The organism is Ruegeria sp. HKCCA5426, from assembly GCF_013034585.1.
Taxonomy (GTDB): domain Bacteria; phylum Pseudomonadota; class Alphaproteobacteria; order Rhodobacterales; family Rhodobacteraceae; genus Ruegeria.
Map to the genome: position 1 here is coordinate 13,763 of NZ_WQGH01000007.1, position 26,004 is coordinate 39,766.

The following is a 26,004-nucleotide window of genomic DNA, read 5'->3' on the forward strand; positions in this document are numbered from 1 at the left end:
GTGCGCAAAGTGGAGGTGAGCGGAGGTTTGCAAGGGACAAGCAGATTGGACGCAAACCAACCCTCGGCGTATGTAGCCTCCTGAAGGGGTTAAGAGGCGTTAGGGTTGCTCAGGGCTGTATTCAATCAGCACAATCCATCAAATGGCCCCAAGATAATACCTAATGGCCTCCGCCAATTCGGTTTCCTCGTAGCCGAAATGGGAACGCACGACTACTTCCAACTTTCGAAACATGGCCGCCGCCTCATCAAAATTCGTCTTTGAAGTATCTTCTGACAAAACATGGGCGGCGTGACTGAGGCGCATGATTACTTCATGAACCACCTCATGTTCCGCCTTCAACTTGGCGACAATTTCACGGAACCGCCCACCGCCGGCCGCTTCAATGCGGGGGAATATGTCTGCGCTTTCTATGTCGTGGTGAAACTTCAGAACTTGGCATTCCCGTCCACAAAGGGATCCAAAAACACGGAAGTTTTCAGCCATGTCGAGTGAAAGAACAATCTGTTTAAGTTTGTCGGGCGGAGCGTTCCCCGCCTCGATACGAGCTAAGACAGCGCCGATTTGAGCCATTTCCATCAGATAATGTCGATGGATTGCGGCCAACTGCCGGCCCTGACGACGGTGACTATCTGTTGCCTCTGCAATAGCTGGAGCCTTCGGCCGACCAGGTTCGTTCAAGGTCAATTCATGCAGCGATAGCTTCGAGAGATCAGTCATACGCCTTAACTTGGGTCGACATGACTGAATTCAACAAGGCCGTTTAGAAACGCGCCACCCTGTCACAAACAAGTGACGCCCTCCAATGGCCACAGAACTCTTGTGATTGCTTTAGAAACCCTGAAATTCGAACACTTCTTGTTCCTTCAAATTCCTTTTCTTGCTTTCACTTCTCTTCTCCAGCCATCCAAATCCATTGTCCTTAAATCATTCAGAAACCTTTTTTTGGCAATCTATCGGAAGCAATTTCATCAGGAGAGTTCGATTGCCAACACTTTCATTTTGTTCACCAAAAGGCGGTTGCGGAAAAACTACGGCCTGTATCTTGACCGGCCTGGAGGCAGCAAGGTCCGGGATGTCCGTCTGCATTTTGGACACGGACCCCAAACTCTGGTTGTCGCAATGGGCTAAGGCCAAGCCGTTGCCTGAAAATCTTACGGTAAAGCAGGTAGAACAGCGCCAGCTTACCGAAGCAGCCTTCGCTGCGGCTGATCACTACGACTACGTCCTGATCGACGTGGAAGGATCAGATGACGCATCCTTGATTGATGCCGTACTGGTCAGCGATCTGGTCATCGTACCGTCAAAAGTGTCCCGCCTGGACGCACTCGCGGCCGTGCAGGTTCTCAAGCAGGTTCGTCAGAAAAGCTTGGTATTGAAACGCGAAATCGCGGCTCGTGTTCTGCTCAGTCAGACAGAAGCCGGAGCGGTCGAGCATCGCATCACCGGGGAAATCAAATCGATTTTGCAGCAGGCAAATGTGCCAGTTTTTGCAACTCACTTGGCTAGCCGACCGATTTTTCAAGCAATGACCAGTCTAGGTGGAGACTATTTGGATTTGCCGCAAAGGTTCCAAGGATCTTCACCGAAAACGGCACATGCGAACGTCGCCGCTCTGGCACAGGAAGTCTCGGCCACGCTCTCAGAAATTCTCCAAGCAGCATAAGGAAAACATTGATGGACAACACAAAACAAAATCACATGCGCGGCCTCGGCGACATCGACAAAGTAGAAGGAAGCGACATGAGCTTCCCGCGTGGCTCGACCAGCAAGTCAGGCTTGCAGCGTCAAGCAGAATTGAGCCCAAGCAAGCGCCGAGCAGCGGCTAGAACACAAAAGCTTTCCGTAAGCGTTAATCCCGACCTTTATGCGGCTTGGAATACGATCCGCGAAGATAAAGAGCAGGCAGTTGTTCGAGCTGTCGAGCTGTCTCTGATCGCCTACCTCGAGAAAAACGGACAAACGTTCGATCTGTAGTGCCAGCGCCAAAAAGCCCGGCTCCCCGCAAAACAAAGCAAGGAGCCGGGCCGTTTTCTTGTTCTCTTTTTTTATGGCGCCCTCTTCTTTTTTTGAGCAGTCTCTTGTTTTTAGAAAAGAGTATGAAGCCGATTTTGAGCGGGATGAATTCAGTAGAATTTTTTCAATTATTATTTTTTATCAATGACTTAGATGTTGACTTGGCCGCACTTACGAGATAGAAAGTGCGCATTTAACAACGGGAGGGAACGACATGTTCCATTTCATTAAAGAAGCCTACCATCAGCTGCACATTGCAGCAGTTATCATTCACGTTTCGCTGGTCATCGGCGAAGTGTACCATCTGCTCCCACACGCGTGACTAGGAGGACACCATGCAGTTTTTAGTCTATCAGATAAGTGAAAGGGTCCGTTTCTGAGCGTCGGCATCATGAGCCTGCGTTGTGGCTCACATAGAAGATCTTGAAATCGTCGCCTTCAGAATGGGCGGCTTTTTTGTTTTCAGCAGGGTCAAATGCAAATATTTGGCATTTTCGTCATCGCGGCACATCCAGGCTGCCGCCGCGTAGGTTTCATCGAGGATTTTCAGAAAACCGAATAGATGCGGATCTGTGTCCCTTATTCGACGCTTGAGGACATTCAGTTTACCGCGATTGTTTTTCCCAATTTGCTTTCCCATTTGGCTGATTTCTAACCACAACGCGCCGTCCGATTTCGAGTAGCGCTCAAGCTGACCAAGCAGAAGAAATCGGCCTTCAGAAATTTTACCGACGGCGCTCCAAACCGGCTGGCTGGGCTCGCCGAGAACGATGTCTCTATACAGTCTGAAGCTTTGTTTTGACGACATTTGTGGCTCCCTTGCACAGGTATGTTGGTAAGCAGATGCAAGGGGCAAGTTAGGGGACTATTTCGGCGGGCTCGGCGGAAAGCTGACTTTCGTTGTGTCCGCATAATAGGCAAGGACCTCTGCCGAAAGCTGACATTCGATTGATTTTGCAACTAAGATAATCACTGCGCCGCCGAAAATCGGCTGCAAGATCAAGATCACCAGATAGCATCCAGCCGATAATGAGAATAGAAAAAGCCATGAAACCTATCACAAGAAACTGACCAAAACACCATGGCTACAGACCTTAAATCCTATGGCATCGATGCCGCCTTTACCCGTGGCGCACTCAAAGGTTCACAGATTGAGCCCAGTTATTCCGGCGCTCTGAGTTTTATGCGCCGCAAATACACAAAGGATCTTGAGGGGGCGGATGTAGCGATCACCGGAGTTCCCTTTGATCTTTCTGTGAGTAACCGTCCTGGAACCCGCTTTGGCCCAGAGGCAATTCGCAAGGCAAGCGCTCAACATGCCTGGGGCCCAATTTGGCCCTGGCGGTTTGATCCATTCGATTCGCTTGCAGCAATCGATTACGGTGATTGCGTTTTCGACTGGGGCGTGCCCCAAGACGTCCCGTTGGCCATAGAGCGCCACATATCGGAGATAATCTCGGGAGGAACGGCCAGCCTTGTTCTGGGCGGCGATCATTTCATCACCTATCCGGTACTTAAGTCCTATGCTGAGAAGTACGGCCCAATCGGTCTCATCCAGTTTGATGCCCATCGGGACGTCGAGCCCGACGAGGGTGGACGCATGGATCACGGCAGTATGTTCAACCTAGCGGTTCGCGAGGGCATCATAGATCCGCAACGGACCGTTCAGGTGGGCATCCGCACCTGTTTCGAGGGCGAAGAGACCTATGGCATGAAAATCTTGCATGCAGACGCCGTACATGCTGCTCCAGCTGAAGAGATTGCCGCAACCATTTTGTCCACCGCTGGGGATGGTCCGACCTACCTGACCTTCGACATAGACTGCCTCGATCCGTCCACTGCTCCCGGGACGGGCACACCGGTCCCGGGCGGGCTTACCAGCTACCAAGCGCTCGCCATAATCCGGGCCATGAAGGGGCTCGATCCAGTCGGCATGGATGTGGTCGAAGTCTCCCCCCCGTTTGATCATGCGGAGATGACCTCCAACGCAGCCGCAATGATCGCCGCAGAACTTCTTTGCCTGAAAGCCTGGGCCAGAGGAGCTCGGGCCGTTTCAGAATAGCCAATAAATCGTCTGTTGCTTGTCTCACAAGTGGAGAATAGCTGCGTGCGGCTTGGCCCCAATAGGCCGTCCGCAGATTGCGCCCTTCTGTCTATTCGAGCTCAAATGTCCGGTAAGGGGCAACGGATCCATAAGTTCGTTTGGACATTCTCTCTATCAAATGGCTCAAGCATCAATCATGGCTGACGATTGATTTCACCAAGAATTGTAGACCTCTACGGTCTTTGCTTTCAGGCTATATTGCGCCTCAATGTTTGCAGCGCCATCAAAAAAGACGACGTCGCGCCGTGTATCCTCGGCGTTCAATTCTCCTTCGATCCAGAAAGCTTCGAAGATTGAGCTGAAGGCAACACCCTTTGGATAGTCCACATGGACAATCTGGTTTGGAGGCGGTGTTGGCGTGTGAACGCAGGCACCTGCAACTGGCACAAACAGGAATTCTGTCACCTTTTTCTCTTCGAAGGCGAGCGGGACAACGTAACCGGCAAGCCGTATAGATTGTCCGAGAATGTTCTGGTTGGGTGCGCGCCTTGCTTTGCCATTCTGAGCGATGATGTTCCGCCGCTCTCTCATCAGGCCGTCTACGTCAACTTGATGCATTGAGAGGAGTGTAAGAGCAGCTTCGTGGCGTTCAAATAGTGCCATATCTTCCCGTTCGCGCGGTGTCGACGTGCGCCATTCGACGTGGATGCGCATGGCGTCGCGCAGAAACGGTCGCATGTCGGCAAAGGGCGTTTCGCTGGAGACATGCACTGGTAGCAGATCCTGCCAGCCAATCACACGCGTACCTGTCGACATGTTTTGCGGCGCTACACTGACTGGCGTTCGGGTCAAATCAAGCGGAGCTGCAAGCGGATCAAACGGCATACCACCGGGTTGCTGGCCCGCAATCGCGCGCTGCCATGCGCTCTCAATGCTTTGTGCCGCAACCGGGAGAGATATCAGACCAAACAGAGCGCCAATCGCAAAAGCTGACAGCGGACTCGTCATCCCTCAGACACTCTCACGCTAGTAACTGCGACGCCTCGGCGCAGTTTCTCGTCGTCGCCTTCTTCCCACTCCGGCTCGGTCAATAGTTTGTCCGGTTCGCCGTCGCGATCAATATCGTAGACCAGTTCGCCGCCAAAATAGGTTTGCAGCACTTCAGTCTTGTGAAATTCAAAAACGTTCTCTTCGGCCTGTCTGCGAATATCTCGGTCGAGCACGATGATGTCTGCAATCTTGCCTTCCTCGAGACTCCCCAACACATCGCCCCGATCCTGAAGGCGTGCACTACCCAGGGTCGAGCCATGGATAACCTCTTCAAAGGTCAATGGTTCACCGGGCATGACAAGACCGCCGGGTGTTCCCATAGCCTGTCGTGTCATGCCGATCTCCATTCCTTCCCACGGCGAAAACACAGGAGACGTCGGCGCGTCAGGTCCAAATCCATACTCCATGAACTCGGTCACGAGTTTGAACTGGTACATACGCTCCAGCACCTCTTTTGGCAGGTTCTGACTGGTCACATTACGAAAGTACTCCTCGGTGGGATCAGCCCAGTGAAGTTGAAGCTGCCCGGAAACCCCGAGCCGAGACATGCGACGAGCGTTGTCGATAGACAAATGGTCAACATGCGTGAAAATCTGAGGGATGTCGTCGCGAAGGGGCTCGCCGGTTTCATGTGCAAATTCCAGCGCGTCGAGCGAGCGGCGGATCCCCGCGTTCCCTTCAACGTGCAGCATCAAGGTAAAATCACGCTCTGTTAGTGCGTCGAAAATCTCTGCAAGGTTGTCTGGTCGAAAGTTCATATCCGGCCGTGTGCCGTCCAGATACGGGCCTTCCATATAGGCAAAACGCCCCGGTGTTCCATCAATAGCGAACTTCACAGTGTTCGCATGGAGAATACTGGGATCAACGCCCGCATCCTCGACTGCGGCCCGCCGTATCTCTAATTGTTCGATCATTGCGGTATCGCCCTCTGGCGTGCCGGTGCCCCAGAACACCATGGCTAATTCGTGCCTGAGTGTTAGTTCTCCTTTTTGCGCCAAACGGACGTAGACGTCATCTGCCCCCTCCTTGGACCCGGCGGCAGCTTCCGTTGCACCGGTGACCCCGACCGCGTTGAGCACGCGAGCGGCACCAATAATCGCTTCCTCCTGTTTCTCAAAAGAATAGAGTTTGTGCTGTTCGACAAACCCTGTCGAAAGGTGAGCTTTCTCCTGCAAAAGTCCGGAAGGTTCATCGCCAGCGTCATTCAAAGGCATGTAGCCGCCTTTCGGTGGCTCCCAATCGGCAGTGATCCCGAGGTATTCCAGAGCTTTCGTCGAATACCAGCCGTTATGTTGCGTATTGTCGGAGATCAATGCAGGGCGTCCACCAACGATTTCGTCCAGTTCTTCCTTGGTGGGATTCTGAAAATGCGCGTCGGACCAACCGCCGCCGATCACCCACTCATCTGGCCCGAGCGTCGCCGCGTACTCCCGGATTACTTCGACAACCTCCTCACGCGACGCATCGTTGTAACCGAACAGGTTGAGCATGACGAAATGCGTCTGCCCAAAGATGCGTGTGTGCAAGTGAGTGTCGATGATACCAGCCATAACGGTATTTGTGCCCGCATCCACGATCTGGGTGCCATCGCCTGCCAACTCGCGGCAACTGTCATCAGTGCGTACACAAATGATCGAGTTTCCCGCAACCGCCACGGATTGCGCCAGTGGCAACTCGGGGTTTGACGTGATGATGTTTTCACTCAGGAAAACGGTGTCGGCTTGCTGAGCAAGTAGCGGCGAGCCTGCGAGCAAAATAGCTAGCGCGAGCGCGCTGTATCCTGATTTCATTTTCAAGTGATTCCCTAAATGCTGACTGTTTGGAGGTTGGCAAAAGACCACAACGAGCGTCAAATCAACTTTTCAACAAAATGGACGCAGGATCTGGCTCTACATCTTTGGCAACCTGATAAAGCGCATCACACCGTTGCACCTGCCTAATTAATCGCAGTGCTTGAACAACATCAGTTTTGTTGTAGCAAAACGGCCTATACTTACGGCGGGAGATCGAAGTTTCAAACCGAACGGCCCGGTCTTTCTCGATCTCACCCGCAACTTGTAGACGGCGCCCTACTGACCATTGCAGGCACTACCATTTTGATCACTTACGTACTGTCGATCCGGCATGGTATCGTGCATATGCGGCGAACGGCAGCATTGCTGAGCCGCGGTACAGCATCCCTGTAGAAGGCTGGATGTCGGCTTTGGGCCGTTCTCTACAGTTCGACGAACGTAATTGAAGTCGATCACCACTCGGACAGCCTCAACTCAAAATGCTTCATGATTGCCGCCAGCGCGAAATCATGATCTCCGGATGTTGCTTCTTCCAAGAAAGCCAGAGTTTCATCCTGCCCGGCTCCAGACTGTCGCGCGGCCTTTTGGCAGATGGCCAATATTTCGAGCGTGTTCCCAGCGCTTGAGGGCAACTTTACGGTCGCAAGTTTCTTCATCTTGTTTGTTCCCTTTTGATGCCCGAACAGCCTCCCACAATACGGTTAAACTGATATTCAAAGCCGTTTGAGATTGCGAGCATCCAGACGGACCCAGCGCCACAGGGAGTTACCCCCCCCTTATTTCGGCTTAACTGAAATAAGGGGGGTAAGTCGGGGTATGGCCCAATGGACCTGGGACAGCGCCTGCCTTCGATTGCCCACGCTCAAGAACGTCTCGGCTGTTTGGCAAGCATCCTCCAGTACAGCGACTGCCAGCAAAGAACATCTGGCCAAATACCATTTCTACTGCCTGATGGATCGCCCCCTCTTTGCGCATGAGCGGCATCAACTCTTTGAACAGGTCAGCAGCGACGAAAGCTTGTCTCGGATCGCACAGCCCAACTATGTCGCTACCCCGGTTTTCGATGGAGTTCCCGATCCTTTGGAAGGCCTCCCTAGGATAGGGATCATAAGGAAAGACAAAGAAAGGCTGGATACGACTTCGACTGCATTCCCTGAAGAAGCCAAGGGACGCAAAAGAATGGCTCCAAAGTGAAAGCCTTCGAAACCCTTGCCTTCGAAGGCCGATCCTTCTTCAGCGAAGGCAATCAATCAACGGCGAGTGGAAGAACAACGCCTGCTTGATGAAAAGCAAATGCAGCCGGATTGGCCCGAGTCGTGAAACAATGAAGGGCCAATAAATCGACAGCTCTATGACATACTCTTGGCAATGCCCAAAGTCTCACAAGAATCGGATTCGCGGCGGTGCGAAATGCGGACACGGGGCGGACACAAATTGCGACTTCGCTTTCGGTATGTCCCCAAAAATCTTGCAATGCATTGATTTTATTTGATTTCAGTGGTGAGCCGTGCAGGATTCGAACCTGCGACCCACTGATTAAAAGTCAGTTGCTCTACCAACTGAGCTAACGGCCCACTCTTTTGTCTGGATCTTCTCGATCCGTGGCGCTCTCTAAGGCATTTTCCCAACTGGGTACAAGGCCTTTTTTGCACCTCGTTTCGCCAACAATTTCTTGCGTTTCGGCGTCCCGATAGGCGGCCTACTTAGGCAGGTGGCGCTGGGGGGTCAACCCCTTTTTTGAGGAATTTGCACTGCAGGCTGGATTCCCGTCCTGCGCAACGCTATATGCCCGCCATGCAACAAGATCCAAACACCGGTTTGCCCTTCATGAAGATGCACGGGCTGGGCAATGACTTTGTCATTGTGGACGCCCGCGCGCAGTCCGCCGAAATTTCCCCTGCGCTGGCAAAGGGAATCGGTCACCGACAGTTTGGTGTTGGATTTGACCAATTGGCCGTTATCGAAAACGGCGAATCGGATGCGCATCTGGTCTTCTACAATGCGGATGGGTCGACTTCGGCCGCCTGCGGGAATGCCACACGCTGCATTGCGCGGTTTCTGATGGAAGAAACCGGAAAATTAGCCCTGACCCTGACAACAGAGCGCGGGACGCTCTACGCGCAGGATGCAGGCGACGGCCTGACGTCGGTCAACATGGGGCATCCTCAAACCGATTGGCGCGACATACCTCTGGCCGAGAATGTAGACACCCTGGAACTGCCAATCGAAGGTGGACCGACGGCCACGGGCATGGGCAACCCGCACTGCACATTCTTTGTCGAAGATGCCGACGCCATTCCCCTGACCGAGTTCGGCGCGCGCTATGAACATCACCCGCTTTATCCCGAACGCACCAATGTGCAGGTGGCGCATGTAATCCGACCGGATCACATCCGTATGCGCGTATGGGAACGGGGTGTGGGCATCACTTTGGCCTCGGGCTCATCGTCCTGCGCAACTGCGGTGGCGGCTGCACGTCGCGGCCTGACGGAGCGCAATGTACAGATTGAACTGGATGGCGGTACGATCTGGATTAATTGGAAAGACGACGGTGTCTGGATGACCGGCCCGACCTGCCACGTCTTCTCGGGTACCCTGACACCTGAGTTCCTGAGGACGCTTGGATGAGCATCCCTAAATTCACCACCCTGGGCTGCCGCCTGAACGCCTATGAGACCGAGGCGATGAAGGAGTTGTCGCAGCAGGCGGGCCTGTCGAACGCGGTCGTGGTGAATACCTGCGCCGTCACGGCCGAGGCCGTCCGAAAGGCCCGGCAGGAAATCCGCAAGCTGCGCCGCGAAAACCCCGATGCGCGGCTGATCGTAACCGGTTGCGCCGCCCAGACCGAACCCGAAACCTTCGCCCAAATGGACGAGGTCGATGCCGTTATCGGCAATACCGAAAAGATGCAGCCCGACACTTGGAAAGGCATGGCCGCCGATTTTATCGGCCAGACCGAAGCGGTTCAGGTCGACGACATCATGTCCGTGACCGAAACCGCTGGCCACCTGATCGATGGCTTCGGCACCCGCTCGCGTGCCTATGTGCAGGTTCAGAACGGCTGCGATCACCGGTGCACCTTCTGCATCATTCCCTATGGCCGCGGAAACTCGCGCAGCGTCCCCGCGGGCGTGGTGGTGGATCAGATCAAGCGGCTGGTGGACCGAGGCTATAATGAGGTGGTGCTGACCGGCGTAGACCTGACCTCATGGGGCGCAGACCTGCCAGCGCAGCCCAAGCTGGGCGATCTGGTGATGCGCATCCTCAAGCTGGTACCGGACTTGCCGCGCCTGCGGATCAGCTCGATCGACTCGATCGAAGTGGATGAAAACCTGATGCAAGCCATCGCCACCGAGCCGCGCCTGATGCCCCACCTGCACCTGTCGCTGCAACATGGCGATGACCTGATACTGAAGCGCATGAAACGCCGCCATCTGCGCGACGATGCCATCCGCTTCACTCAGGAGGCCCGCAAGCTGCGCCCCGACATGACCTTTGGCGCGGATATCATTGCAGGCTTCCCCACTGAAACAGACGCCCACTTCGACAACTCGCTCAAGCTGGTCACGGATTGCGACCTGACGTGGCTGCACGTCTTCCCCTATTCCAAACGCGAAGGCACCCCGGCCGCCCGCATCCCACAACAGATCAATGGCAATGTCATCAAAACGCGCGCCGCCCGACTGCGCGCCGCCGGGGACGCTCAGGTCGCCAAGCATCTGACCGCCCAACTGGGCAAAACCCATCACATTCTGATGGAAAACCCCACCATGGGTAGAACCGAGCAATTCACCGAAGTCACCTTCACCACCCCTCAACCCGAAGGCCAGATCGTCACCGCCACGATCACGGATCACACCGGTAGCCAACTCAAAGCCTGATCCGCGCTTCATCTGGCCAAAAATATCCCGGGGATGAATTGGCCGCAGGCCAAGAAGGGGCTGGTCCCTTTATCCCGCCCTCAAAGAAAAACCCCCGCTACCGGATGGCGCGGGGGTTCAAATTTCTAGCTGTCGAAAACCTCAGACGGTCTTCTTGCCTTTTACACCAGCCCACAAACGCTTGTTCACAAGGTACAGCAGGACCGACAGAACAGACAGGAACAGCACGCCGACAAAGCCGGAATACTTACGCTCCATCATCTTCGGCTCGGCAGTCCACATCAAGAAGGCCGCAATATCCTCGGACATGGCTTCGACGGTGGCCGGATGACCATCCGCGAATTCTACCTGATCTTCGGACAGCGGAGGCGCCATCGAGATCCAGCCGCCCGGGAAGGCTTTGTTCTCATAAAGAACGGTGCCCGCCTCTTCCTTTTCCTCACCGGTGTAACCATCCAGCAATGAGGCGATGTATTCCGCACCACCCATACCTTTGAACAGTTGGTTGATCCCCAGACCATAGGGGCCGTGGAAACCGGCACGGGCCTTCGCCATCAGGCTCAGGTCAGGCGCGCCAACACCGTTGTTCGCCGGGAAGTGGTCAGTTGGGATGGCCGGGCGGAAATCGTCCAGCTCAGGATCGAACACTTCGAAGTTACCCGCCGCATAGGCGATGACTTCTTCTTCCGAATATCCCAGCGCTTCGAGATCACGCAAAGGTACATATTGCAGGCCGTGGCAGGCCGCACAAACCTCGGTATAGATCTGAAGACCGCGCTGAAGCTGATGCTTGTCCCAGGTGCCAAACGGCCCTTCGAACGAGAAGTGGAAATCCTCGATATGCTGCTCGCCGCCACCTGCGGCGTATGACGCAGCAGGGGTAAGAGCCAAAGCAAACGCGGCACCGATTGCAAGTTTCTTGAACATGTTTCCGGTCCCTCTTCTTACTCGGCCGGCGTGGCGTCGGCGTCAGCCTTGCCATAATGCGCGTTGAAGTCTTCTTCGATGGTTTCCGGCTGGGCATCGGGTTTTTCGATAACACCCAGGATCGGCAGGATCACGAAGAAATAGGCGAACCAGTAGGCGGACGCGATCAGCGAGAAAGTCGCATAAGGCTCTTCTGCGGGCATCGCACCCAGCCACATCAGGGCAAAGAAGTCGATGATCAGCAGGTAGAACCACCACTTGAACATCGGACGGTATTTGCCCGAACGCACGGTCGAGGTGTCCAGCCACGGGGCCAGCGCCATCGCCAGGATCGCACCGAACATCGCCAGAACACCAAAGAACTTGGCGTCGATGATGCCACCAGTGATGAAGCTGGCGAATTGCACAACCCAGACCTCACCGGTGAAGGCACGCAGGATCGCGTAGAACGGCAGGAAATACCATTCAGGCACGATGTGTGCAGGCGTGACCAGCGGGTTGGCCTCGATGTAGTTGTCCGGGTGGCCCAGATAGTTCGGCATGAAGCCGACAACCGCCCAGAACACGACCAGGATCACGGCAAGCGCAAACAGGTCCTTGATCACGAAATACGGCCAGAACGGCAGCGTATCTTTCTCGGCCTCGGCTTTCGAACCACGGCGCACTTCAACACCCGTGGGGTTGTTGTTGCCGGTGGTGTGGAAGGCCCAGATATGCACGATCACCAGCGCCGCAATCACGAACGGCAGCAGATAGTGCAGCGAGAAGAAGCGGTTCAGCGTGGCGTTATCTACCGCCGGTCCGCCCAGCAGCCAGGTCTGGATCGCGTCACCCACAAACGGGATCGCGCCAAACAGGCCGGTAATCACGGTCGCACCCCAGAAAGACATCTGACCCCAAGGCAGAACATAGCCCATGAAGGCGGTGCCCATCATCATCAGGTAGATCAACATCCCGATGATCCACGTGATCTCACGCGGGGCTTTGTACGACCCGTAAAACAGGCCACGGAAGATGTGAATGTAGACCGCAACAAAGAACAGCGACGCGCCGTTCATATGCAGATAGCGTAGCATATAGCCGCCATTCACGTTGCGCATGATGTGCTCGATGCTGGCAAAGGCCAGATCAACATGCGGGGTGTAGTGCATCACCAGAACGATACCGGTGACAATCTGCAGCGCCAGGCAGAACGCCAGGACGATGCCCCAGATCCACCACCAGTTCAGGTTCTTGGGGGTGGGGATCATGATGGTGTCGTAAATCAGGCCGACGATGGGCAGGCGGCTGTTCAGCCACTTCTCGCCGTTTGTCTTCGGCTCGTAATGATCGTGGGGAATTCCGGACATCTGGGTCTCCCTTAGCCGAGTTTGATGGTGCTGTTGTCCGTCCACTCAGCGGGCGGGACAGGCAGGTTTTCAGGCGCGGGGCCTTTGCGGATACGACCGGCAAGGTCGTAGTGCGAACCGTGGCAGGGGCAGAACCAACCGCCAAAGTCACCGGCATCGCCCAGCGGCACACAGCCAAGGTGTGTACAGACGCCCATCTGAACCAGCCACGCACCGGGTGCCTCGCCCTCGGGCGAGGGCATCACGCGGTTTGCGTCCGTCGCTGGCGCATCGGCCGGTTGGTTGAAGTTGCGTGCCAGCGGATCGGGCAGCGAATCAACGCCTTCGGCGTCCTGTTCCTTCGCCTCTTGGATCTCGGCACCGGTACGGTGACGGATAAAGACGGGTTTACCCAGCCACTTGACAGTCAGCTGTGTCCCCGGCTCAACGCCGCTTACGTCCACACGGATCGAGGACAGCGCCTGAACGTCTGCCGAGGGGTTCATTTGGTTGATCAGGGGCCATACGGCTGCACCCGTCGCAACGACACCTGCGCCGCCAGCGACGTAGTAGAGGAAATCTCTGCGGGTGCCTTCGTGGTCTTCTGCGTGGGACACGAGGTTTTCTCCGATTCCGGCGCCCGGAGGATACCGGGCAAACATGCATCAGCACCGCATTAAAGCGGCGTCTCATCGCGGCTATCTATCCGGGAGAAATCGGTTCGTCCAGCGGTCATAGGCGCGCACTACGCCGCATCTGGGCATTCATGTCACAACGTAACCCTGAATTTTCAAGCCTCGGGGGGATTTTTGGCAGGACTCCCGTTGATCGTCATGCGTTCGCCGGTATGTGATTCGGATCAACAGGGCGCGCTGACAACCGATATGCGCAAGGGTACCGAATCCGCGGCGCCCCACGTCGAATTGCAAAGTTTAAGCCAGGATTTGCCACAAAAATTTCTACTTTTGCGTGATTTCTCGCGCCATAAATATCAGATCAAAAATAGATATTTTTAGCAGACCTAGAAACACGCTATTTCGATTGCACTTTTTACGCGAATGTCTAAAGGCGCAGGGAAAAGCCACCGTTAACAGGACGCCTTTCATGCCAAACCTATCTGTACCCATTCTGACCTTTGCGCTGCTTGCGTCGACTCAAGCCTTAGCTGCCGGTGACCCGGCGCGGGGCGAGACACTCTATTTTCGCTGTGCGTCCTGTCACGCGATAATCAAGGACGGCGAAGTTCTGGTCAAAGGTGGCATCACGGGTCCGAATCTCTATGGCGTTGTGGGCCGGGCAGCAGGAACCGAGAACGATTACCTGAACGGAAGCGAACGGCTGCCCGTTGGTCTTTTCACCGATGACATGATCCGATCCGGTCAGGAAGGCTTGATCTGGACCGAAGAGAACATCGCAGCCTACTCCAAAGACCCGATCGGTTTCATTCAGGATTTCCTGAACGACGAAAAAGCGCGCCCCAACATGAGCATCAAGCTGAAGGAAGGTGCTGAAGATATCGCGGCCTATCTCGCGACTTTCTCCAACTAACCCCTGGTCTGGTCACGCGTCGCGCATCAGCGTGGCCAGCCATCCCAACTCTACGCCGAGCCCGCCTTCAACCCGTTCAGCCGCCGCTTCGCGCGCCTCGTCGGGTTTGTTCTGGTTCAGCTTCCAGGTTCCCTGAATATCGTCGACATACATCCGGCAGGGCACGATCATCCTTAGCATGCGATCCAGCGCATCGGGCGACATCTTGTCAGCGGTCCATGCGGGCTTGGGTAAAAGCCGCTCTTCATAAAAGGCCGATTGTCGGTCCAAAAGACCCCGCAACTCGGCCTGAGGGCGCTTTTCAATCCGCCCAGTCAGATGCACGGCGACATAGTTCCATGTAGGAACCTGATCTGCCAGACCGTACCAATCCGGAGAAATATACCCATCCGGCCCGGATACCGCGATACGCCCAGCGCGCGGGGCGGTTAGGGTGCGCAGGATCGGATTCGACCGCACCAAATGCAGTTCGACCATTGAACCATCGGAACTCAGCAAAAACGGCACATGGCTGATCAGGGGTGCGTCATCAGTGGACAGCGCCAAAACCCCAAAGGCCCGGTCACGGGCAAAGTTGATGTGGCGGGTACGGTCTTCGGCGCGGAAAGCCGGATTTGGGTGCATGGCATCTCTCCTGACGGAACGACTTGCAGATTCGCTTGGTCCTTGGCAAGGTCTGCCTCGTTCTCAGGGCGGGGCGGAATTCCCCACCGGCGGTATGCGGGCCATGACCCGTAAGCCCGCGAGCGGCCCCGGAATCTTCGGGGTGACAAGCAGATCTGGTGAGAAACCAGAGCCGACGGTTACAGTCCGGATGGAAGAGAACGTGCAGCGCGCCAATTGGCGCGGCTGCTCGTGATCGCCTTGGGTGACGTGTCTGTTTACGAAGGAGATCACAATGACACACACCCGCTATGCTTTCGTCAAAGCCAACTGGCATTCCGATATTGTCGATCAAGCGCTGGAAGGATTCCAACAGCTTATCCCCGCTGATCAGATTGAAGTCTTCGACGTGCCCGGCGCGTTCGAGATGCCGTTGCTGGCCCGCGACCTGGCCCAAACCGGCAAATATGCCGCCATCGCCTGCGCCGCTTTCGTGGTGGATGGCGGTATCTACCGGCACGACTTCGTGGCGCAAGCCGTAGTCGACGGCCTCATGCGCGCCGGGCTGGACACGGGCGTTCCTGTCCTGTCAGTCTCGCTGACGCCGCACCAATATCAGGAAACAGACCACCACAATGCGATCTACCGCGCGCATTTCGTGGAAAAGGGCCGCGAGGCAGCGCAAGCCGCGCTCAAAATCAGTAAAACCCGCGCTGCACTTTTAGAACCGGCCTGACCCTTCTTCTGTTCAAAAATACTTCGGGGGAATCGCGGCTTGCCGCGATGGGGGCAGCGCCCCCTCCCCGCGCTCCAAACGCAAATCCGCTTGAGGCCCAAGGCTCTCCCCGCTAATCACAACCCTCAAAGGAGCACGCCCCATGTCGATGAACAGCTTTGGACACCTCTTCCGCGTCACCACCTGGGGTGAAAGCCATGGCCCCGCATTGGGGGCGACAGTGGACGGGTGCCCTCCGGGGGTCACCATTGACGAAACTATGATCCAGCACTGGCTGGACAAGCGGAAGCCGGGGCAGAACAAATTCACCACGCAAAGGCGCGAGCCGGATCAAGTGAAAATCCTGTCCGGCGTGTTCGAAGGCCAAACCACTGGAACGCCCGTACAGTTGATGATCGAGAATACCGATCAACGCTCCAAGGACTACGGCGACATCATGGACAAGTTCCGTCCGGGTCACGCCGATATCACCTATTGGCAGAAATACGGCATCCGCGACTATCGCGGCGGTGGGCGCAGCTCGGCTCGCGAAACCGCATCGCGGGTCGCGGCCGGAGGGCTGGCGCGCGAGGCGATCAAACAGATCGCGCCCAACGTGCAGATCACCGGCTACATGACCCAGATCGGCCCACACAAAATCGACCGTACCAATTTCGACTGGTCGCAGATTGAACAGAACCCGTTCTGGACCCCCGATGCCCAAGCTGCTGACGATTGGGCAGCCTATCTGGACGATCTGCGCAAGTCCGGCAACTCGGTCGGTGCAATTGTCGAGGTGGTGGCGCGCGGCGTTCCCGCTGGGATCGGCGCACCGGTTTATGCCAAGTTAGACACTGATCTGGCCGCCGCGATGATGTCGATCAACGCCGTCAAAGGGGTCGAGATCGGCGAGGGTATGGCCGCCGCCGAACTGACGGGTGAGGCCAATGCCGATGAGATCTTCATGGGTCAGAACGGCCCGCAATACAGTTCAAACCACGCGGGCGGCATATTGGGCGGCATCTCGACCGGTCAGGACATCGTGGTGCGGTTTGCAGTCAAACCCACTTCGTCGATCCTGACCACGCGCAAGACGATCAACAAGTCGGGCGAAGAGACCGAAATCATCACCAAGGGCCGCCACGACCCCTGTGTCGGCATCCGTGCGGTGCCTGTGGGCGAGGCGATGATGGCCTGCGTGATCCTGGACCATTTACTTCTGCATCGCGGTCAGATTGGCGAGAACCGTGGACATATCGGCTGATCTGCGCCACCGGTTGCGCGGCATTGTCGTGCAACGCATGGAGACCGACCCGGCGCATGATCTGGCGCATCTGGACCGTGTCTGGGTGAACGCGCAGGCCATTTCGGACGAAACAACCAATATGCGCGTCCTGCTGGCGGCCAGCTATTTGCACGATCTGGTCAACCTGCCCAAGAACGACCCGGATCGCCACCTTGCGTCCCGTCGGTCCGCTGAAGAATCAGAGCCTATACTGGACAATTTCGGCTATACGCCCGAGGAAATCAAAGCCACGCGACACGCCATTGCAGCCCATAGTTTTTCCGCAAGTATCCCCCCTGAAACCGCAGAAGCCTGTATTCTGCGCGACGCCGACAGGCTGGATGCGCTGGGGGCCATCGGTGTTGCGCGCAACTTCTCGGTTTCAGGCGCCTTGGGGCGGTCACTCTACGATCCGGCAGATCCATTTGCAGAATCCCGGTCACTGGATGATCTGCATTTCTCGGTCGACCACTGGAAGGTCAAGTTACTGAAACTTCCGGCAGATATGCTTACGGAACGCGGTAAGGCCCTTGCCCGAAAACGGGCCGAACGCATGATCCGCTTCCTGACAGAATTCGCCGAGGAAATCGGCCATCCGCTTCCGTCGGACTGGTCGCAACTAAATTCCACACGTTGATCTTTGCCCGCCAAAGGCGCAGGGTCGCGCCGATGGCTGACCCCCTAACGTCAAACAAACCACTTCTGGCTGTGGCGCTGAAACTCAGCGCCCTGGTTCTGTTCACGTCGATGCAGGCCCTGGTCAAAGCCTTGTCTGACACCTTCCCACCCGGAGAAATGGTGTTTTTTCGCTCGCTCTTTGCCGTGCCGGTCATCATAGGCTGGCTGGCCTGGCGCGGAGAGCTTTCGCAAGGCCTTGTGGTCAAAAAGCCCATGGGCCACTTCTGGCGCGGTGTTTTGGGCACCAGCGCCATGGGGCTGACTTTTACTGGCCTCAGCCTGCTTCCGTTGCCCGAGGTTACGGCCATTGGCTACGCCACCCCGATCTTCACCCTGATTCTGGCCGCGATCATGCTGGGCGAGCGCATTCGCATGATCCGCATCGGCGCCGTGGCTTTGGGACTGCTGGGGGTTCTGATCATGATCTGGCCGCGTCTGGGCGGCAACAACATGGACACGGCCGCCACAATCGGGGCGCTGTGCGTGTTGGCGTCGACCATGGCGCGGGCCTTTGTCCAAATACATATCCGACAATTAGTTCAAGTGGACCATCCTGCGGCAGTCGTCTTCTATTTCTCGCTGACGGCTACCCTTCTGTCTGCGTTAACCGCCTTTTGGGGGTGGACGATGCCAACGCTGGAACAGACACTAATACTGATCGTTATGGGCTTAACCGGCGGGGTCGCGCAGATTCTGGTGACCACGTCCTACAAGTTCGGACAGGCCTCAATGCTTGCGCCCTATGACTATACCACGATGCTATTTGCCGTATTGATCGGGTATATCTGGTTCGATGAACTGCCGACGCTGGTAATGCTGGGCGGGGCCGCGCTTGTGATCGCCGGTAATGTGGTCGTCATCTTGCGCGAGCGCCAACTTGGGATTGGACGCGAAAAGGCGCGTCAGGCGACAGATCCCAAAGCCTGATCTTTACCTTTTTCGAACTTCACCTAATTTGGGTCCAACATCAGATAAGGGCCCCAAGATGAGCGACGCAGAAAATCACAAGGAAAAGATGCAAAAGGTGCAGGCAAAGCACCGCAAAAAGGTGTCCGAGGCCGTCGATCCCGGGCGCGGCTTGGTGCTGATCAACACAGGCAAAGGCAAAGGCAAGTCATCTGCCGCCTTCGGAGTTGTCATCCGCGCGCTCGGATGGGGTCAGAAAGTCGCCGTGGTGCAATTTATCAAGGGAAAGTGGAAAACCGGCGAGCGTCGCTTTTTTGAAGAGCGCGATTTGGTAACCTGGCACACAATGGGTGAGGGCTTTACCTGGGATACGCAAGATCGTGAACGCGACATCGCCGCTGCCAATGCCGCGTTTGACAAGGCACGGGCGCTGATGGCCAGCGGTGACTATGACCTTGTGGTTCTGGACGAAATCAACATCGCCTTGCGGTATGAATATTTGTCAGTCGAGCAAGTGATTGATGGGCTGAACGCGCGATCAGACAAGACCAGCGTATTTCTGACTGGCCGGGACGCACCGCAAGCCCTGCGCGACTATGCAGATCTGGTGACGGAAATGACCGAAGAAAAACACCCGTTCCAAGCTGGGATAAAAGCCCAGCGCGGCGTGGATTTCTGAGGATTAGAACCGCATTGCAGCCCCCGACCACTGGCCGGGGGAATGCAAGGTTTCGATCAGATCGCTTTGGGCTTGGGGTTCAGCGTGACGAACCACAGTTCAGCATCAGAGCGAATTGATCGAACGCTCACTTGCAAAACCGCCCAACCAAAGGGGTGATCTGCACCAGACCTCTAACCGTGGGCAAAGAAAAACCCCCGCAGTAGCGAGGGTTTTGGTTCTTTCAGGTTTTTCAGATCACGCGCGTACAAGCGACTCGTAATCCTGTGCAATCTCGCGCGTGATGTCCCCGACTTCGAACGTGTAGTCGCCGATCTGACCAACCGGGGTGACCTCGGCGGCTGTGCCTGTCAGCCAGCATTGTTCAAAATCAGCCATCTCTTCGGGCATGATGTGGCGTTCGTGAACCTTAATGCCCTTGTCTTTCAGCATCTGGATCACGGTCTGACGAGTGATGCCGTTCAGGAAGCAATCGGCCAACGGTGTGTGAACCTCGCCATCTTTGACGAAAAACACGTTGGCACCGGTCGCTTCGGCGACATAGCCCCGGTAATCCATGAACAATGCGTCCGAACAGCCCTTGGCCTCGGCCTTGTGCTTGGAGATGGTGCAGATCATGTACAGACCCGCAGCCTTGGCGTGAACCGGGATGGTTTCGGGGCTGGGGCGTTTCCATTCAGCGATATCCAGCTTGGCACCCTGCATCTTGGCATCGCCGTAATATGCCCCCCATGGCCACACAGCCACGGCCATACGTACTGGGTTCTTGGCCGATGCCACGCCCATGTCATCACCTGACCCGCGCCAGACCAGCGCCCGGATATAGGCGTCCTGCAACCCGCTGGCTTTCAACGCCTCTTCCTTTGCGGCTTCGATCTGATCGACCGTATACGGCATCGGGATATCCAGCGCCTCGGCCGAGGCGATCAGACGTTCTGAATGCTCACGGCTTTTGAAAATCTTACCGTTATAGGCACGCTCACCTTCAAAGACGGACGAGGCGTAGTGCATTGCATGCGTCAGGATGTGGACCTTGGCATCGCGCCATGGCACCAGTTCACCATCCAACCAGATGACACCGTCACGATCGTCATACCCTGCCATGCGCAACCTCCTGAATCGGGCTTGGTTTTTCAATTATTGCGCTAATTAAGTCCGAAGCGGACATAATGTTGCGCAAAAACTGCGATTCGATACCTGTCCACTCTTGGAATGTCAATAACGCTGACATAAACTCGGCCTTGAGTAACCAATGAGGCATGATATGTCCGACACACGTCCCGCCCAGGTCTTTGGCGGTGAAAGCCTGTTGTTTCTGACGGATGAACAACTGCGGCAGGGTATCGAAGCCATGTTCTTCGCTTATCGCGGCTTCACAGCGGACCCGGACCGCATCCTGTCAGAGCTGGCCTATGGCCGCGCGCATCACCGGGCCATCCACTTTATCAACCGAGCACCGGGGACGACCGTAAATAACCTGCTGGCGATTCTCGGTGTTACCAAACAGTCCTTGAACCGCGTCCTGCGCACCCTGATTGACGATGGTCTGGTGGAAAGTCGCGTTGGAACAGTGGACAAACGTGAAAGACACCTATTCTTAACCGATAAGGGAGAGGAGCTGGAAGCCAGATTGTCCGAAGCCCAACGCGTACGGATGCGCGCCGCCTATAAGGACGCCGGCCCCGAGGCCGTTTCAGGTTTTCGCAAAGTGCTTGAAGCGATGATGGATGCTGATATGCGTCATGCCTATAAGAAACTGCGGGATACCACCTCATGAGCGATATGGACGCCCATCTGCTGATTGTTGACGATGACGAGCGCATTCGTGATCTGCTCAAGAAGTTTTTGATGCGGAACGGTTTTCTTGTCACAGCCGCGCGGGACGCCGCCCATGCGCGGCGGGTCTTGTCAGGCCTGGATTTCGACATGATCGTTCTGGATGTCATGATGCCCGGAGAAGACGGCGTCAGCCTGACCAAGGCGCTGCGAGAGACACACGCAACCCCGATCCTGCTGTTGACGGCGCGCGGTGAAACCGAACACCGGATTGCGGGGCTTGAGGCCGGGGCCGACGACTATCTGGCCAAACCGTTCGAGCCGAAGGAGCTGTTGTTGCGCATCAACGCAATTTTGCGGCGGATGCCCGAAACACCTGCACAGGAAACGGCAAGCAAAATCCTGATCCTTGGGCCGATCCGGTACGACGTGGAGCGCGGCGAGATGTGGCAGGGCGAAGACCCAGTTCGTCTGACCGCAACCGAAAGTCAGTTGATGAAGATTTTCTCGGCGCAGCCCGGAGAACCTATAAGCCGCGCCAAGCTGGTCGAAGATCTGGGCCGCGACAAGGGGCAGGCACAGGAACGCGCAGTGGATGTTCAGATCACCCGGCTGCGACGCAAGATCGAACAGGACCCAAAGCAACCCCGCTATCTGCAGACAGTCCGTGGGGCGGGTTATATGTTGGCCCCGGATTGATTTTGCCGCTGCGCGGCGATTTTATGCCTTCGGCGAGGATATTTTTAGCCAGATGAAGATCGGATCCTGATGAAGACTGCTCTTTTAACCCACGCGGATTGCCTTGAACATATGACCCCGGACGGACATCCCGAACGGGTCGCGCGGCTTGAGCATGTTCTTCATGCGCTGGAATCGCTGGATTTGGACCGAAGGACGGCTCCGCTTGCCGCGGATGATGACCTGCTGCGCATTCACCCCGAAAGCCACATACGGAGTATCCGCAGCAGCCGCCCGACTGAAGGATACAGGCAGATTGACGGCGACACTTTCATGTCTCCGGGATCGGTGGATGCGGCGTATCGTGCGGCTGGTGCTGTTGTTCGGGCGGTCGACCTTGTTCTGGGCGGTGACTCTCCGAATGCATTTTGCGCAATCCGTCCGCCGGGGCACCACGCCGAGACCGAGACGGCGATGGGGTTTTGTCTGTTCGGCAATGCGGCGCTGGCTGCCAAACATGCGCTGGATCACCACGGGTTGAAACGCGTGGCAGTGGTGGATTTCGATGTGCACCACGGAAATGGCACGCAGGACTTACTGTGGGATGAGGCGCGTGCTCTGGTCATAACCAGCCAGCAGATGCCGTTGTGGCCCGGTACGGGACGTCCTGATGAAACCGGAGCCTACGATACGGTTTTGAATATTCCGCTGCCGCCTCGGTCCGGCGGAGCAGAGATGCGCGCAGCCTACGAAGCCCAAGCCTTCCCGCGGCTACGGGCATTCAAGCCAGAACTGATCATCATCTCGGCGGGTTTCGATGCGCATCAGGATGATCCTTTGGCAGAGCTTAACTGGTCGACCAGCGATTTTGCGTGGATCACGGCCGAGCTGTGCAAGATCGCTGATGAGTGTTGTAACGGGCGTATCGTCTCGACTCTGGAAGGCGGGTATGATCTGAACGCACTGGCCGAGGCCACACGTGCCCATGTGGAAGAATTGATGAAGGCAGCCCGATGACCGATACCCCTGTAGATCAGATGACATTTGAGCAAGCGATGAAAGAGCTTGAGGCCGTTGTTGGTCAACTTGAACGCGGCGATGTGGCGTTGGATCAGTCCATTGCCTTGTATGAGCGTGGTGCCGCCTTGAAAAAGCGCTGCGAGGACGAGTTGAAGCGGGCTGAAGAAAAGGTGGCCGCGATCACGCTGGATGCGGACGGTCAACCAACCGGGACGACTCCTGTCGAAGGCCTGTAAATGTTTCAGGACATTCTGGCACGGGATGCCGCGCGGATTCAGAAGCAGTTCGATCTGGTTCTGGGCGGGCTGGATGATCTGGATGTGACCCATGCGATGGCGTATGCCACCGAAGGCGGCAAGAGGCTGCGTGGATTTCTTGTTCTGGAAAGCGCGCGGCTGCACGGTGTGGACCCGGCGCAGGCCATTTGGCCCGCAACGGGGATAGAAGCGCTGCACGCCTATTCGCTGGTTCACGATGATCTACCTTGCATGGATGACGATGATCTGCGCCGGGGGCGTCCGACGGTCCATGTGAAATGGGATGAGGGAACGGCGGTTTTGGCCGGGGATGCATTGCAGACGCTAGCATTTGAGCTGTGCGCCCGACCCGAGGTCGGATCGGCCGAGGCCCGCGCAGAATTGGTACTGACTTTGGCCAAGGCAAGCGGTGCGCAGGGCATGGTGCTGGGTCAGGCGCTTGACATTGCTGCGGAAACCGCGAAATCGCCATTATCGCTGGATCAGATTACCCGGCTTCAGGCTGGCAAGACCGGTGCATTGATAGAATGGTCAGCCTGCGCCGGTGCGCGTTTGGCTGGCGCGGATCCCGAACCCCTGCGCCGATACGCGCGGGATCTCGGACTTGCTTTTCAGATCGCTGACGACATCTTGGATATTGAAGGAGACGCGGCAATCGCCGGAAAGCGTCTTCAAAAGGATACAGAGGCAGGCAAGGCAACTTTTGTGTCGCTGCTGGGTCTGGATACCGCCAAAAGCCGGGCGGCCGAGCTGGTGGATCGGGCCTGCGACGCACTTGAAGGCTATGGGTCAACCGCGGAAACCTTGAAGGACGCCGCGCGCTTCGTTATTGCCCGGGACAGCTAAGCCAGGAACGCGCCAAATGTCAGATCGCCCGAACACGCCCTTGCTGGACCTCGTGAGCCGCCCCGCGGACCTGAAGCAGTTCTCGGACGCGCAGCTACGTCAGGTTGCGGATGAACTGCGAGCGGAAACGATCTCGGCCGTTTCGGTCACGGGCGGGCATTTGGGAGCAGGGCTGGGTGTGGTGGAACTGACCACAGCGCTGCACGCCGTGTTCGATACACCGCGCGACAAGATCATCTGGGACGTTGGGCATCAGTGCTATCCGCATAAAATCCTAACCGAACGGCGCGACCGTATCCGGACTTTGCGCATGAAAGACGGGTTGAGCGGCTTCACCAAGCGCAGCGAAAGTCCATATGACCCGTTTGGCGCGGCGCATAGCTCGACCTCGATCAGTGCGGCACTCGGGTTCTCGGTCGCGCGCGATCTGGGCGGTGTCACGCCCGAAGGATTGGGCGACGCAATTGCTGTGATCGGCGACGGTTCGATGTCGGCGGGCATGGCGTTCGAGGCGATGAACAATGCGGGCCACCTTAAGAAACGCCTGATCGTGATCCTCAACGACAACGAGATGAGCATCGCCCCCCCGGTCGGCGCGCTGTCAAATTACCTGTCTCGAATTTATGCCGAGGCTCCGTTTCACGATCTGAAAGCGGCGGCAAAAGGTGCTGTTTCTCTGCTGCCAGAGCCTTTCCGCGAGGGCGCGAAACGAGCCAAGGAAATGCTCAAGGGCATGGCAGTCGGCGGCACCTTGTTCGAGGAGTTGGGGTTTTCCTATATCGGCCCGCTTGATGGTCACGATATGGACCAGTTGCTGCCAGTTCTACGCACGGTCAAAGCGCGCGCGACTGGCCCGATCCTGATCCATGTGCTGACCAAAAAGGGCAAGGGATACGCCCCGGCAGAGCAAGCCCGCGACAAGGGCCATGCAACGGCCAAGTTTGATGTCGTGACCGGAAAACAGAAGAAAGCACCGTCAAACGCGCCGTCTTATACCTCGGTCTTTGGCAACACGCTGGTGGATGAGGCCGCGCGGGACGACAAGATCGTTGCCGTCACTGCCGCGATGCCGGATGGAACCGGCCTGAACCTGTTTGCCGAACGCTACCCCTCGCGCTGCTTTGACGTGGCGATAGCCGAACAGCACGGCGTAACCTTTGCTGCCGCGCTGGCTGCAGGCGGGATGAAGCCCTTCTGCGCGATGTATTCGACTTTTTTGCAGCGCGGTTATGACCAGGTCGTGCATGACGTGACCATTCAGCGCCTTCCGGTGCGGTTCGCGATTGACCGGGCGGGCCTTGTAGGGGCAGACGGGGCGACCCATGCAGGGTCATTCGACATTGCCTACCTCGCCAATCTTCCCGGTATGACGGTCATGGCCGCCGCGGACGAAGCCGAACTGGTGCACATGGTTGCCACGGCAGCGGCTCATGACGACGGGCCAATCGCATTCCGCTATCCGCGTGGTGAAGGGGTCGGGGTTGACCTGCCTGAACGGGGCGAGGTTCTGGAAATCGGCAAAGGACGTATGATCCAAAAAGGGGCGCGGGTGGCACTATTGTCATTCGGCACCCGATTGGCCGAAGTGCAAAAAGCGGCTGAGGCTTTGTCAGCGCGCGGGATCACACCGACAATTGCGGACGCCCGGTTCGCCAAGCCTTTGGACCGTGACCTTATCCTGGACCTTGCGGCCAATCACGAGGCGCTGATCACCATCGAAGAGGGTGCGATTGGCGGTTTCGGCTCTCATGTGGCGCAGTTGCTGGCCGACGAAGGCGTCTTCGATCACGGCCTGAAATATCGGTCGATGGTCCTGCCTGATATCTTTATTGATCAGGCAAGCCCGGCGGATATGTATGCCGTGGCAGGAATGAACGCGGAACAGATCGAAGCCAAGGTGCTTTCGGTGCTGGGCGTGACAACAATCGGTGAAAAGCGCGCCTGACCACGCCAAACAGAAAAACAGAAAAAACC

General features: G+C 56.6%; 28 protein-coding genes, 1 tRNA gene and 1 riboswitch. Of the genes, 18 read left to right on the forward strand and 11 right to left on the reverse strand.

Annotated features, from left to right (window positions below):
• Positions 1-138: 138 nt before the first annotated feature.
• Positions 139-720 carry a hemerythrin domain-containing protein gene (locus GOV87_RS12730; protein ID WP_171212040.1) on the reverse strand — a complete coding sequence of 194 codons (582 nt, stop codon included), beginning with the start codon at positions 718-720 and terminating at the stop codon, positions 139-141.
• 265 nt (positions 721-985) lie between these two features.
• Here GOV87_RS12730 and GOV87_RS12735 point away from each other — a divergent pair, with 265 nt between their 5' ends.
• Together GOV87_RS12735 and GOV87_RS12740 are read left to right on the forward strand one after the other, a co-directional pair.
• Positions 986-1,666 carry a ParA family protein gene (locus GOV87_RS12735; RefSeq protein ID WP_171212041.1) on the forward strand — a complete coding sequence of 227 codons (681 nt, stop codon included), beginning with the start codon at positions 986-988 and terminating at the stop codon, positions 1,664-1,666.
• A gap of 11 nt (positions 1,667-1,677) precedes the next feature.
• Positions 1,678-1,977 carry a hypothetical protein gene (locus tag GOV87_RS12740; protein ID WP_171212042.1) on the forward strand — a complete coding sequence of 100 codons (300 nt, stop codon included), beginning with the start codon at positions 1,678-1,680 and terminating at the stop codon, positions 1,975-1,977.
• A 448-nt stretch (positions 1,978-2,425) separates the two neighbouring features.
• Here the strand turns inward: GOV87_RS12740 and GOV87_RS12745 are convergent, their stop codons facing one another.
• Positions 2,426-2,824 (reverse strand): hypothetical protein, encoded by a 399-nt coding sequence (locus tag GOV87_RS12745; RefSeq protein WP_171212043.1) that lies wholly within the window; start codon positions 2,822-2,824, stop codon positions 2,426-2,428.
• Positions 2,825-3,097: 273 nt separating this feature from the next.
• Between GOV87_RS12745 and speB the strand changes: the two genes are divergently transcribed.
• A complete protein-coding gene (gene speB / locus GOV87_RS12750; protein ID WP_171212044.1) occupies positions 3,098-4,078 on the forward strand; it encodes an agmatinase in 981 nt (326 codons plus the stop codon).
• A 195-nt stretch (positions 4,079-4,273) separates the two neighbouring features.
• Here the strand turns inward: speB and GOV87_RS12755 are convergent, their stop codons facing one another.
• The 3 genes from GOV87_RS12755 to GOV87_RS12765 all read right to left on the reverse strand — a co-directional run bounded on the left by GOV87_RS12755 (position 4,274) and on the right by GOV87_RS12765 (position 7,559).
• On the reverse strand, positions 4,274-5,068 hold the full coding sequence (locus GOV87_RS12755; protein WP_170485422.1) for a DUF3299 domain-containing protein: 795 nt from the start codon (positions 5,066-5,068) through the stop codon (positions 4,274-4,276).
• Positions 5,065-6,900, reverse strand: a complete 1,836-nt coding sequence (locus GOV87_RS12760) for an amidohydrolase (protein WP_254447373.1) — start codon at positions 6,898-6,900, stop codon at positions 5,065-5,067. Before GOV87_RS12760 ends, GOV87_RS12755 begins: the two co-directional genes overlap by 4 nt.
• A gap of 455 nt (positions 6,901-7,355) precedes the next feature.
• Positions 7,356-7,559 (reverse strand): hypothetical protein, encoded by a 204-nt coding sequence (locus GOV87_RS12765; protein ID WP_171212046.1) that lies wholly within the window; start codon positions 7,557-7,559, stop codon positions 7,356-7,358.
• Between the two features lie 160 nt (positions 7,560-7,719).
• On the opposite strand from GOV87_RS12765, the gene GOV87_RS12770 reads away from it, so the two are divergent.
• Positions 7,720-8,097, forward strand: coding sequence for a hypothetical protein (locus GOV87_RS12770; RefSeq protein ID WP_170798573.1), 378 nt, complete (start codon positions 7,720-7,722; stop codon positions 8,095-8,097).
• A gap of 304 nt (positions 8,098-8,401) precedes the next feature.
• Here the strand turns inward: GOV87_RS12770 and GOV87_RS12775 are convergent.
• Positions 8,402-8,477, reverse strand: a tRNA-Lys gene (locus tag GOV87_RS12775).
• A gap of 211 nt (positions 8,478-8,688) precedes the next feature.
• Here GOV87_RS12775 and dapF point away from each other — a divergent pair.
• Complete coding sequence (gene dapF / locus GOV87_RS12780) at positions 8,689-9,531, forward strand: diaminopimelate epimerase (RefSeq protein WP_171212047.1); 843 nt, start codon at positions 8,689-8,691, stop codon at positions 9,529-9,531.
• Positions 9,528-10,784, forward strand: a complete 1,257-nt coding sequence (gene mtaB / locus GOV87_RS12785) for a tRNA (N(6)-L-threonylcarbamoyladenosine(37)-C(2))-methylthiotransferase MtaB (protein ID WP_171124008.1) — start codon at positions 9,528-9,530, stop codon at positions 10,782-10,784. The genes dapF and mtaB overlap by 4 nt, the downstream gene beginning before the upstream one ends.
• A gap of 141 nt (positions 10,785-10,925) precedes the next feature.
• On the opposite strand, the gene GOV87_RS12790 is transcribed toward mtaB, so the two are convergent.
• From GOV87_RS12790 to petA, 3 genes are read right to left on the reverse strand one after another with little or no spacing between them, the layout of a single operon-like run.
• Positions 10,926-11,711, reverse strand: coding sequence for a cytochrome c1 (locus tag GOV87_RS12790; protein ID WP_171124006.1), 786 nt, complete (start codon positions 11,709-11,711; stop codon positions 10,926-10,928).
• Positions 11,712-11,728: 17 nt separating this feature from the next.
• The gene (petB, locus tag GOV87_RS12795; RefSeq protein WP_170387948.1) at positions 11,729-13,060 is read right to left on the reverse strand and encodes a cytochrome b; all 1,332 of its coding nucleotides are present in this window, start codon (positions 13,058-13,060) and stop codon (positions 11,729-11,731) included.
• Positions 13,061-13,071: 11 nt separating this feature from the next.
• Positions 13,072-13,656, reverse strand: a complete 585-nt coding sequence (gene petA / locus GOV87_RS12800; protein WP_171124003.1) for a ubiquinol-cytochrome c reductase iron-sulfur subunit — start codon at positions 13,654-13,656, stop codon at positions 13,072-13,074.
• 487 nt (positions 13,657-14,143) lie between these two features.
• Here petA and GOV87_RS12805 point away from each other — a divergent pair, with 487 nt between their 5' ends.
• Positions 14,144-14,587, forward strand: a complete 444-nt coding sequence (locus tag GOV87_RS12805; RefSeq protein ID WP_171212048.1) for a cytochrome c family protein — start codon at positions 14,144-14,146, stop codon at positions 14,585-14,587.
• 12 nt (positions 14,588-14,599) lie between these two features.
• On the opposite strand, the gene GOV87_RS12810 is transcribed toward GOV87_RS12805, so the two are convergent.
• Positions 14,600-15,211, reverse strand: coding sequence for an FMN-binding negative transcriptional regulator (locus tag GOV87_RS12810; protein ID WP_171123999.1), 612 nt, complete (start codon positions 15,209-15,211; stop codon positions 14,600-14,602).
• Positions 15,212-15,266: 55 nt separating this feature from the next.
• A riboswitch (FMN riboswitch) is annotated at positions 15,267-15,417 on the forward strand.
• Between the two features lie 68 nt (positions 15,418-15,485).
• Here GOV87_RS12810 and GOV87_RS12815 point away from each other — a divergent pair.
• From GOV87_RS12815 to cobO, 5 genes are all read left to right on the forward strand, one after another.
• Positions 15,486-15,926 (forward strand): 6,7-dimethyl-8-ribityllumazine synthase, encoded by a 441-nt coding sequence (locus GOV87_RS12815; RefSeq protein ID WP_171212049.1) that lies wholly within the window; start codon positions 15,486-15,488, stop codon positions 15,924-15,926.
• A 142-nt stretch (positions 15,927-16,068) separates the two neighbouring features.
• Positions 16,069-17,169 (forward strand): chorismate synthase, encoded by a 1,101-nt coding sequence (gene aroC, locus GOV87_RS12820; protein WP_171212050.1) that lies wholly within the window; start codon positions 16,069-16,071, stop codon positions 17,167-17,169.
• The gene (locus GOV87_RS12825) at positions 17,153-17,827 is read left to right on the forward strand and encodes an HD domain-containing protein (RefSeq protein WP_171212051.1); all 675 of its coding nucleotides are present in this window, start codon (positions 17,153-17,155) and stop codon (positions 17,825-17,827) included. The genes aroC and GOV87_RS12825 overlap by 17 nt, the downstream gene beginning before the upstream one ends.
• Positions 17,828-17,859: 32 nt before the next feature.
• A complete protein-coding gene (locus GOV87_RS12830) occupies positions 17,860-18,795 on the forward strand; it encodes a DMT family transporter (RefSeq protein ID WP_171212052.1) in 936 nt (311 codons plus the stop codon).
• A gap of 58 nt (positions 18,796-18,853) precedes the next feature.
• Complete coding sequence (cobO, locus tag GOV87_RS12835; protein ID WP_171212053.1) at positions 18,854-19,453, forward strand: cob(I)yrinic acid a,c-diamide adenosyltransferase; 600 nt, start codon at positions 18,854-18,856, stop codon at positions 19,451-19,453.
• A gap of 237 nt (positions 19,454-19,690) precedes the next feature.
• Here the strand turns inward: cobO and GOV87_RS12840 are convergent, their stop codons facing one another.
• The gene (locus GOV87_RS12840) at positions 19,691-20,557 is read right to left on the reverse strand and encodes a branched-chain amino acid aminotransferase (RefSeq protein WP_171212054.1); all 867 of its coding nucleotides are present in this window, start codon (positions 20,555-20,557) and stop codon (positions 19,691-19,693) included.
• A 160-nt stretch (positions 20,558-20,717) separates the two neighbouring features.
• Here GOV87_RS12840 and GOV87_RS12845 point away from each other — a divergent pair, with 160 nt between their 5' ends.
• The 6 genes from GOV87_RS12845 to dxs all read left to right on the forward strand — a co-directional run bounded on the left by GOV87_RS12845 (position 20,718) and on the right by dxs (position 25,975).
• Positions 20,718-21,230 carry a MarR family winged helix-turn-helix transcriptional regulator gene (locus tag GOV87_RS12845; RefSeq protein ID WP_171123984.1) on the forward strand — a complete coding sequence of 171 codons (513 nt, stop codon included), beginning with the start codon at positions 20,718-20,720 and terminating at the stop codon, positions 21,228-21,230.
• The gene (locus GOV87_RS12850) at positions 21,227-21,928 is read left to right on the forward strand and encodes a response regulator (protein ID WP_171123982.1); all 702 of its coding nucleotides are present in this window, start codon (positions 21,227-21,229) and stop codon (positions 21,926-21,928) included. The genes GOV87_RS12845 and GOV87_RS12850 overlap by 4 nt, the downstream gene beginning before the upstream one ends.
• A 69-nt stretch (positions 21,929-21,997) precedes the next feature.
• Complete coding sequence (locus tag GOV87_RS12855) at positions 21,998-22,924, forward strand: histone deacetylase family protein (RefSeq protein ID WP_171212055.1); 927 nt, start codon at positions 21,998-22,000, stop codon at positions 22,922-22,924.
• Entirely contained in the window at positions 22,921-23,163 is a 243-nt protein-coding gene (locus tag GOV87_RS12860) for an exodeoxyribonuclease VII small subunit (protein ID WP_171123978.1), read from the forward strand. The genes GOV87_RS12855 and GOV87_RS12860 overlap by 4 nt, the downstream gene beginning before the upstream one ends.
• A complete protein-coding gene (locus GOV87_RS12865; protein ID WP_171212056.1) occupies positions 23,164-24,030 on the forward strand; it encodes a polyprenyl synthetase family protein in 867 nt (288 codons plus the stop codon).
• A 16-nt stretch (positions 24,031-24,046) separates the two neighbouring features.
• Positions 24,047-25,975 (forward strand): 1-deoxy-D-xylulose-5-phosphate synthase, encoded by a 1,929-nt coding sequence (dxs, locus tag GOV87_RS12870; protein WP_171212057.1) that lies wholly within the window; start codon positions 24,047-24,049, stop codon positions 25,973-25,975.
• The last annotated feature ends 29 nt before the right edge of the window (positions 25,976-26,004 follow it).

Bases quoted from the DNA above. Each gene is read 5' to 3' on its own strand.
- GOV87_RS12730 (WP_171212040.1), bottom strand. From the start codon at position 720: ATGACTGATCTCTCGAAGCTATCGCTGCATGAATTGACCTTGAACGAA.
- GOV87_RS12740 (WP_171212042.1), top strand. From the start codon at position 1,678: ATGGACAACACAAAACAAAATCACATGCGCGGCCTCGGCGACATCGAC.
- GOV87_RS12745 (WP_171212043.1), bottom strand. From the start codon at position 2,824: ATGTCGTCAAAACAAAGCTTCAGACTGTATAGAGACATCGTTCTCGGC.
- speB (WP_171212044.1), top strand. From the start codon at position 3,098: ATGGCTACAGACCTTAAATCCTATGGCATCGATGCCGCCTTTACCCGT.
- GOV87_RS12755 (WP_170485422.1), bottom strand. From the start codon at position 5,068: ATGACGAGTCCGCTGTCAGCTTTTGCGATTGGCGCTCTGTTTGGTCTG.
- GOV87_RS12760 (WP_254447373.1), bottom strand. From the start codon at position 6,900: ATGAAATCAGGATACAGCGCGCTCGCGCTAGCTATTTTGCTCGCAGGC.
- GOV87_RS12765 (WP_171212046.1), bottom strand. From the start codon at position 7,559: ATGAAGAAACTTGCGACCGTAAAGTTGCCCTCAAGCGCTGGGAACACG.
- GOV87_RS12770 (WP_170798573.1), top strand. From the start codon at position 7,720: ATGGCCCAATGGACCTGGGACAGCGCCTGCCTTCGATTGCCCACGCTC.
- dapF (WP_171212047.1), top strand. From the start codon at position 8,689: ATGCCCGCCATGCAACAAGATCCAAACACCGGTTTGCCCTTCATGAAG.
- mtaB (WP_171124008.1), top strand. From the start codon at position 9,528: ATGAGCATCCCTAAATTCACCACCCTGGGCTGCCGCCTGAACGCCTAT.
- GOV87_RS12790 (WP_171124006.1), bottom strand. From the start codon at position 11,711: ATGTTCAAGAAACTTGCAATCGGTGCCGCGTTTGCTTTGGCTCTTACC.
- petB (WP_170387948.1), bottom strand. From the start codon at position 13,060: ATGTCCGGAATTCCCCACGATCATTACGAGCCGAAGACAAACGGCGAG.
- GOV87_RS12805 (WP_171212048.1), top strand. From the start codon at position 14,144: ATGCCAAACCTATCTGTACCCATTCTGACCTTTGCGCTGCTTGCGTCG.
- GOV87_RS12810 (WP_171123999.1), bottom strand. From the start codon at position 15,211: ATGCACCCAAATCCGGCTTTCCGCGCCGAAGACCGTACCCGCCACATC.
- GOV87_RS12815 (WP_171212049.1), top strand. From the start codon at position 15,486: ATGACACACACCCGCTATGCTTTCGTCAAAGCCAACTGGCATTCCGAT.
- aroC (WP_171212050.1), top strand. From the start codon at position 16,069: ATGTCGATGAACAGCTTTGGACACCTCTTCCGCGTCACCACCTGGGGT.
- GOV87_RS12830 (WP_171212052.1), top strand. From the start codon at position 17,860: ATGGCTGACCCCCTAACGTCAAACAAACCACTTCTGGCTGTGGCGCTG.
- cobO (WP_171212053.1), top strand. From the start codon at position 18,854: ATGAGCGACGCAGAAAATCACAAGGAAAAGATGCAAAAGGTGCAGGCA.
- GOV87_RS12840 (WP_171212054.1), bottom strand. From the start codon at position 20,557: ATGGCAGGGTATGACGATCGTGACGGTGTCATCTGGTTGGATGGTGAA.
- GOV87_RS12845 (WP_171123984.1), top strand. From the start codon at position 20,718: ATGTCCGACACACGTCCCGCCCAGGTCTTTGGCGGTGAAAGCCTGTTG.
- GOV87_RS12850 (WP_171123982.1), top strand. From the start codon at position 21,227: ATGAGCGATATGGACGCCCATCTGCTGATTGTTGACGATGACGAGCGC.
- GOV87_RS12855 (WP_171212055.1), top strand. From the start codon at position 21,998: ATGAAGACTGCTCTTTTAACCCACGCGGATTGCCTTGAACATATGACC.
- GOV87_RS12860 (WP_171123978.1), top strand. From the start codon at position 22,921: ATGACCGATACCCCTGTAGATCAGATGACATTTGAGCAAGCGATGAAA.
- GOV87_RS12865 (WP_171212056.1), top strand. From the start codon at position 23,164: ATGTTTCAGGACATTCTGGCACGGGATGCCGCGCGGATTCAGAAGCAG.
- dxs (WP_171212057.1), top strand. From the start codon at position 24,047: ATGTCAGATCGCCCGAACACGCCCTTGCTGGACCTCGTGAGCCGCCCC.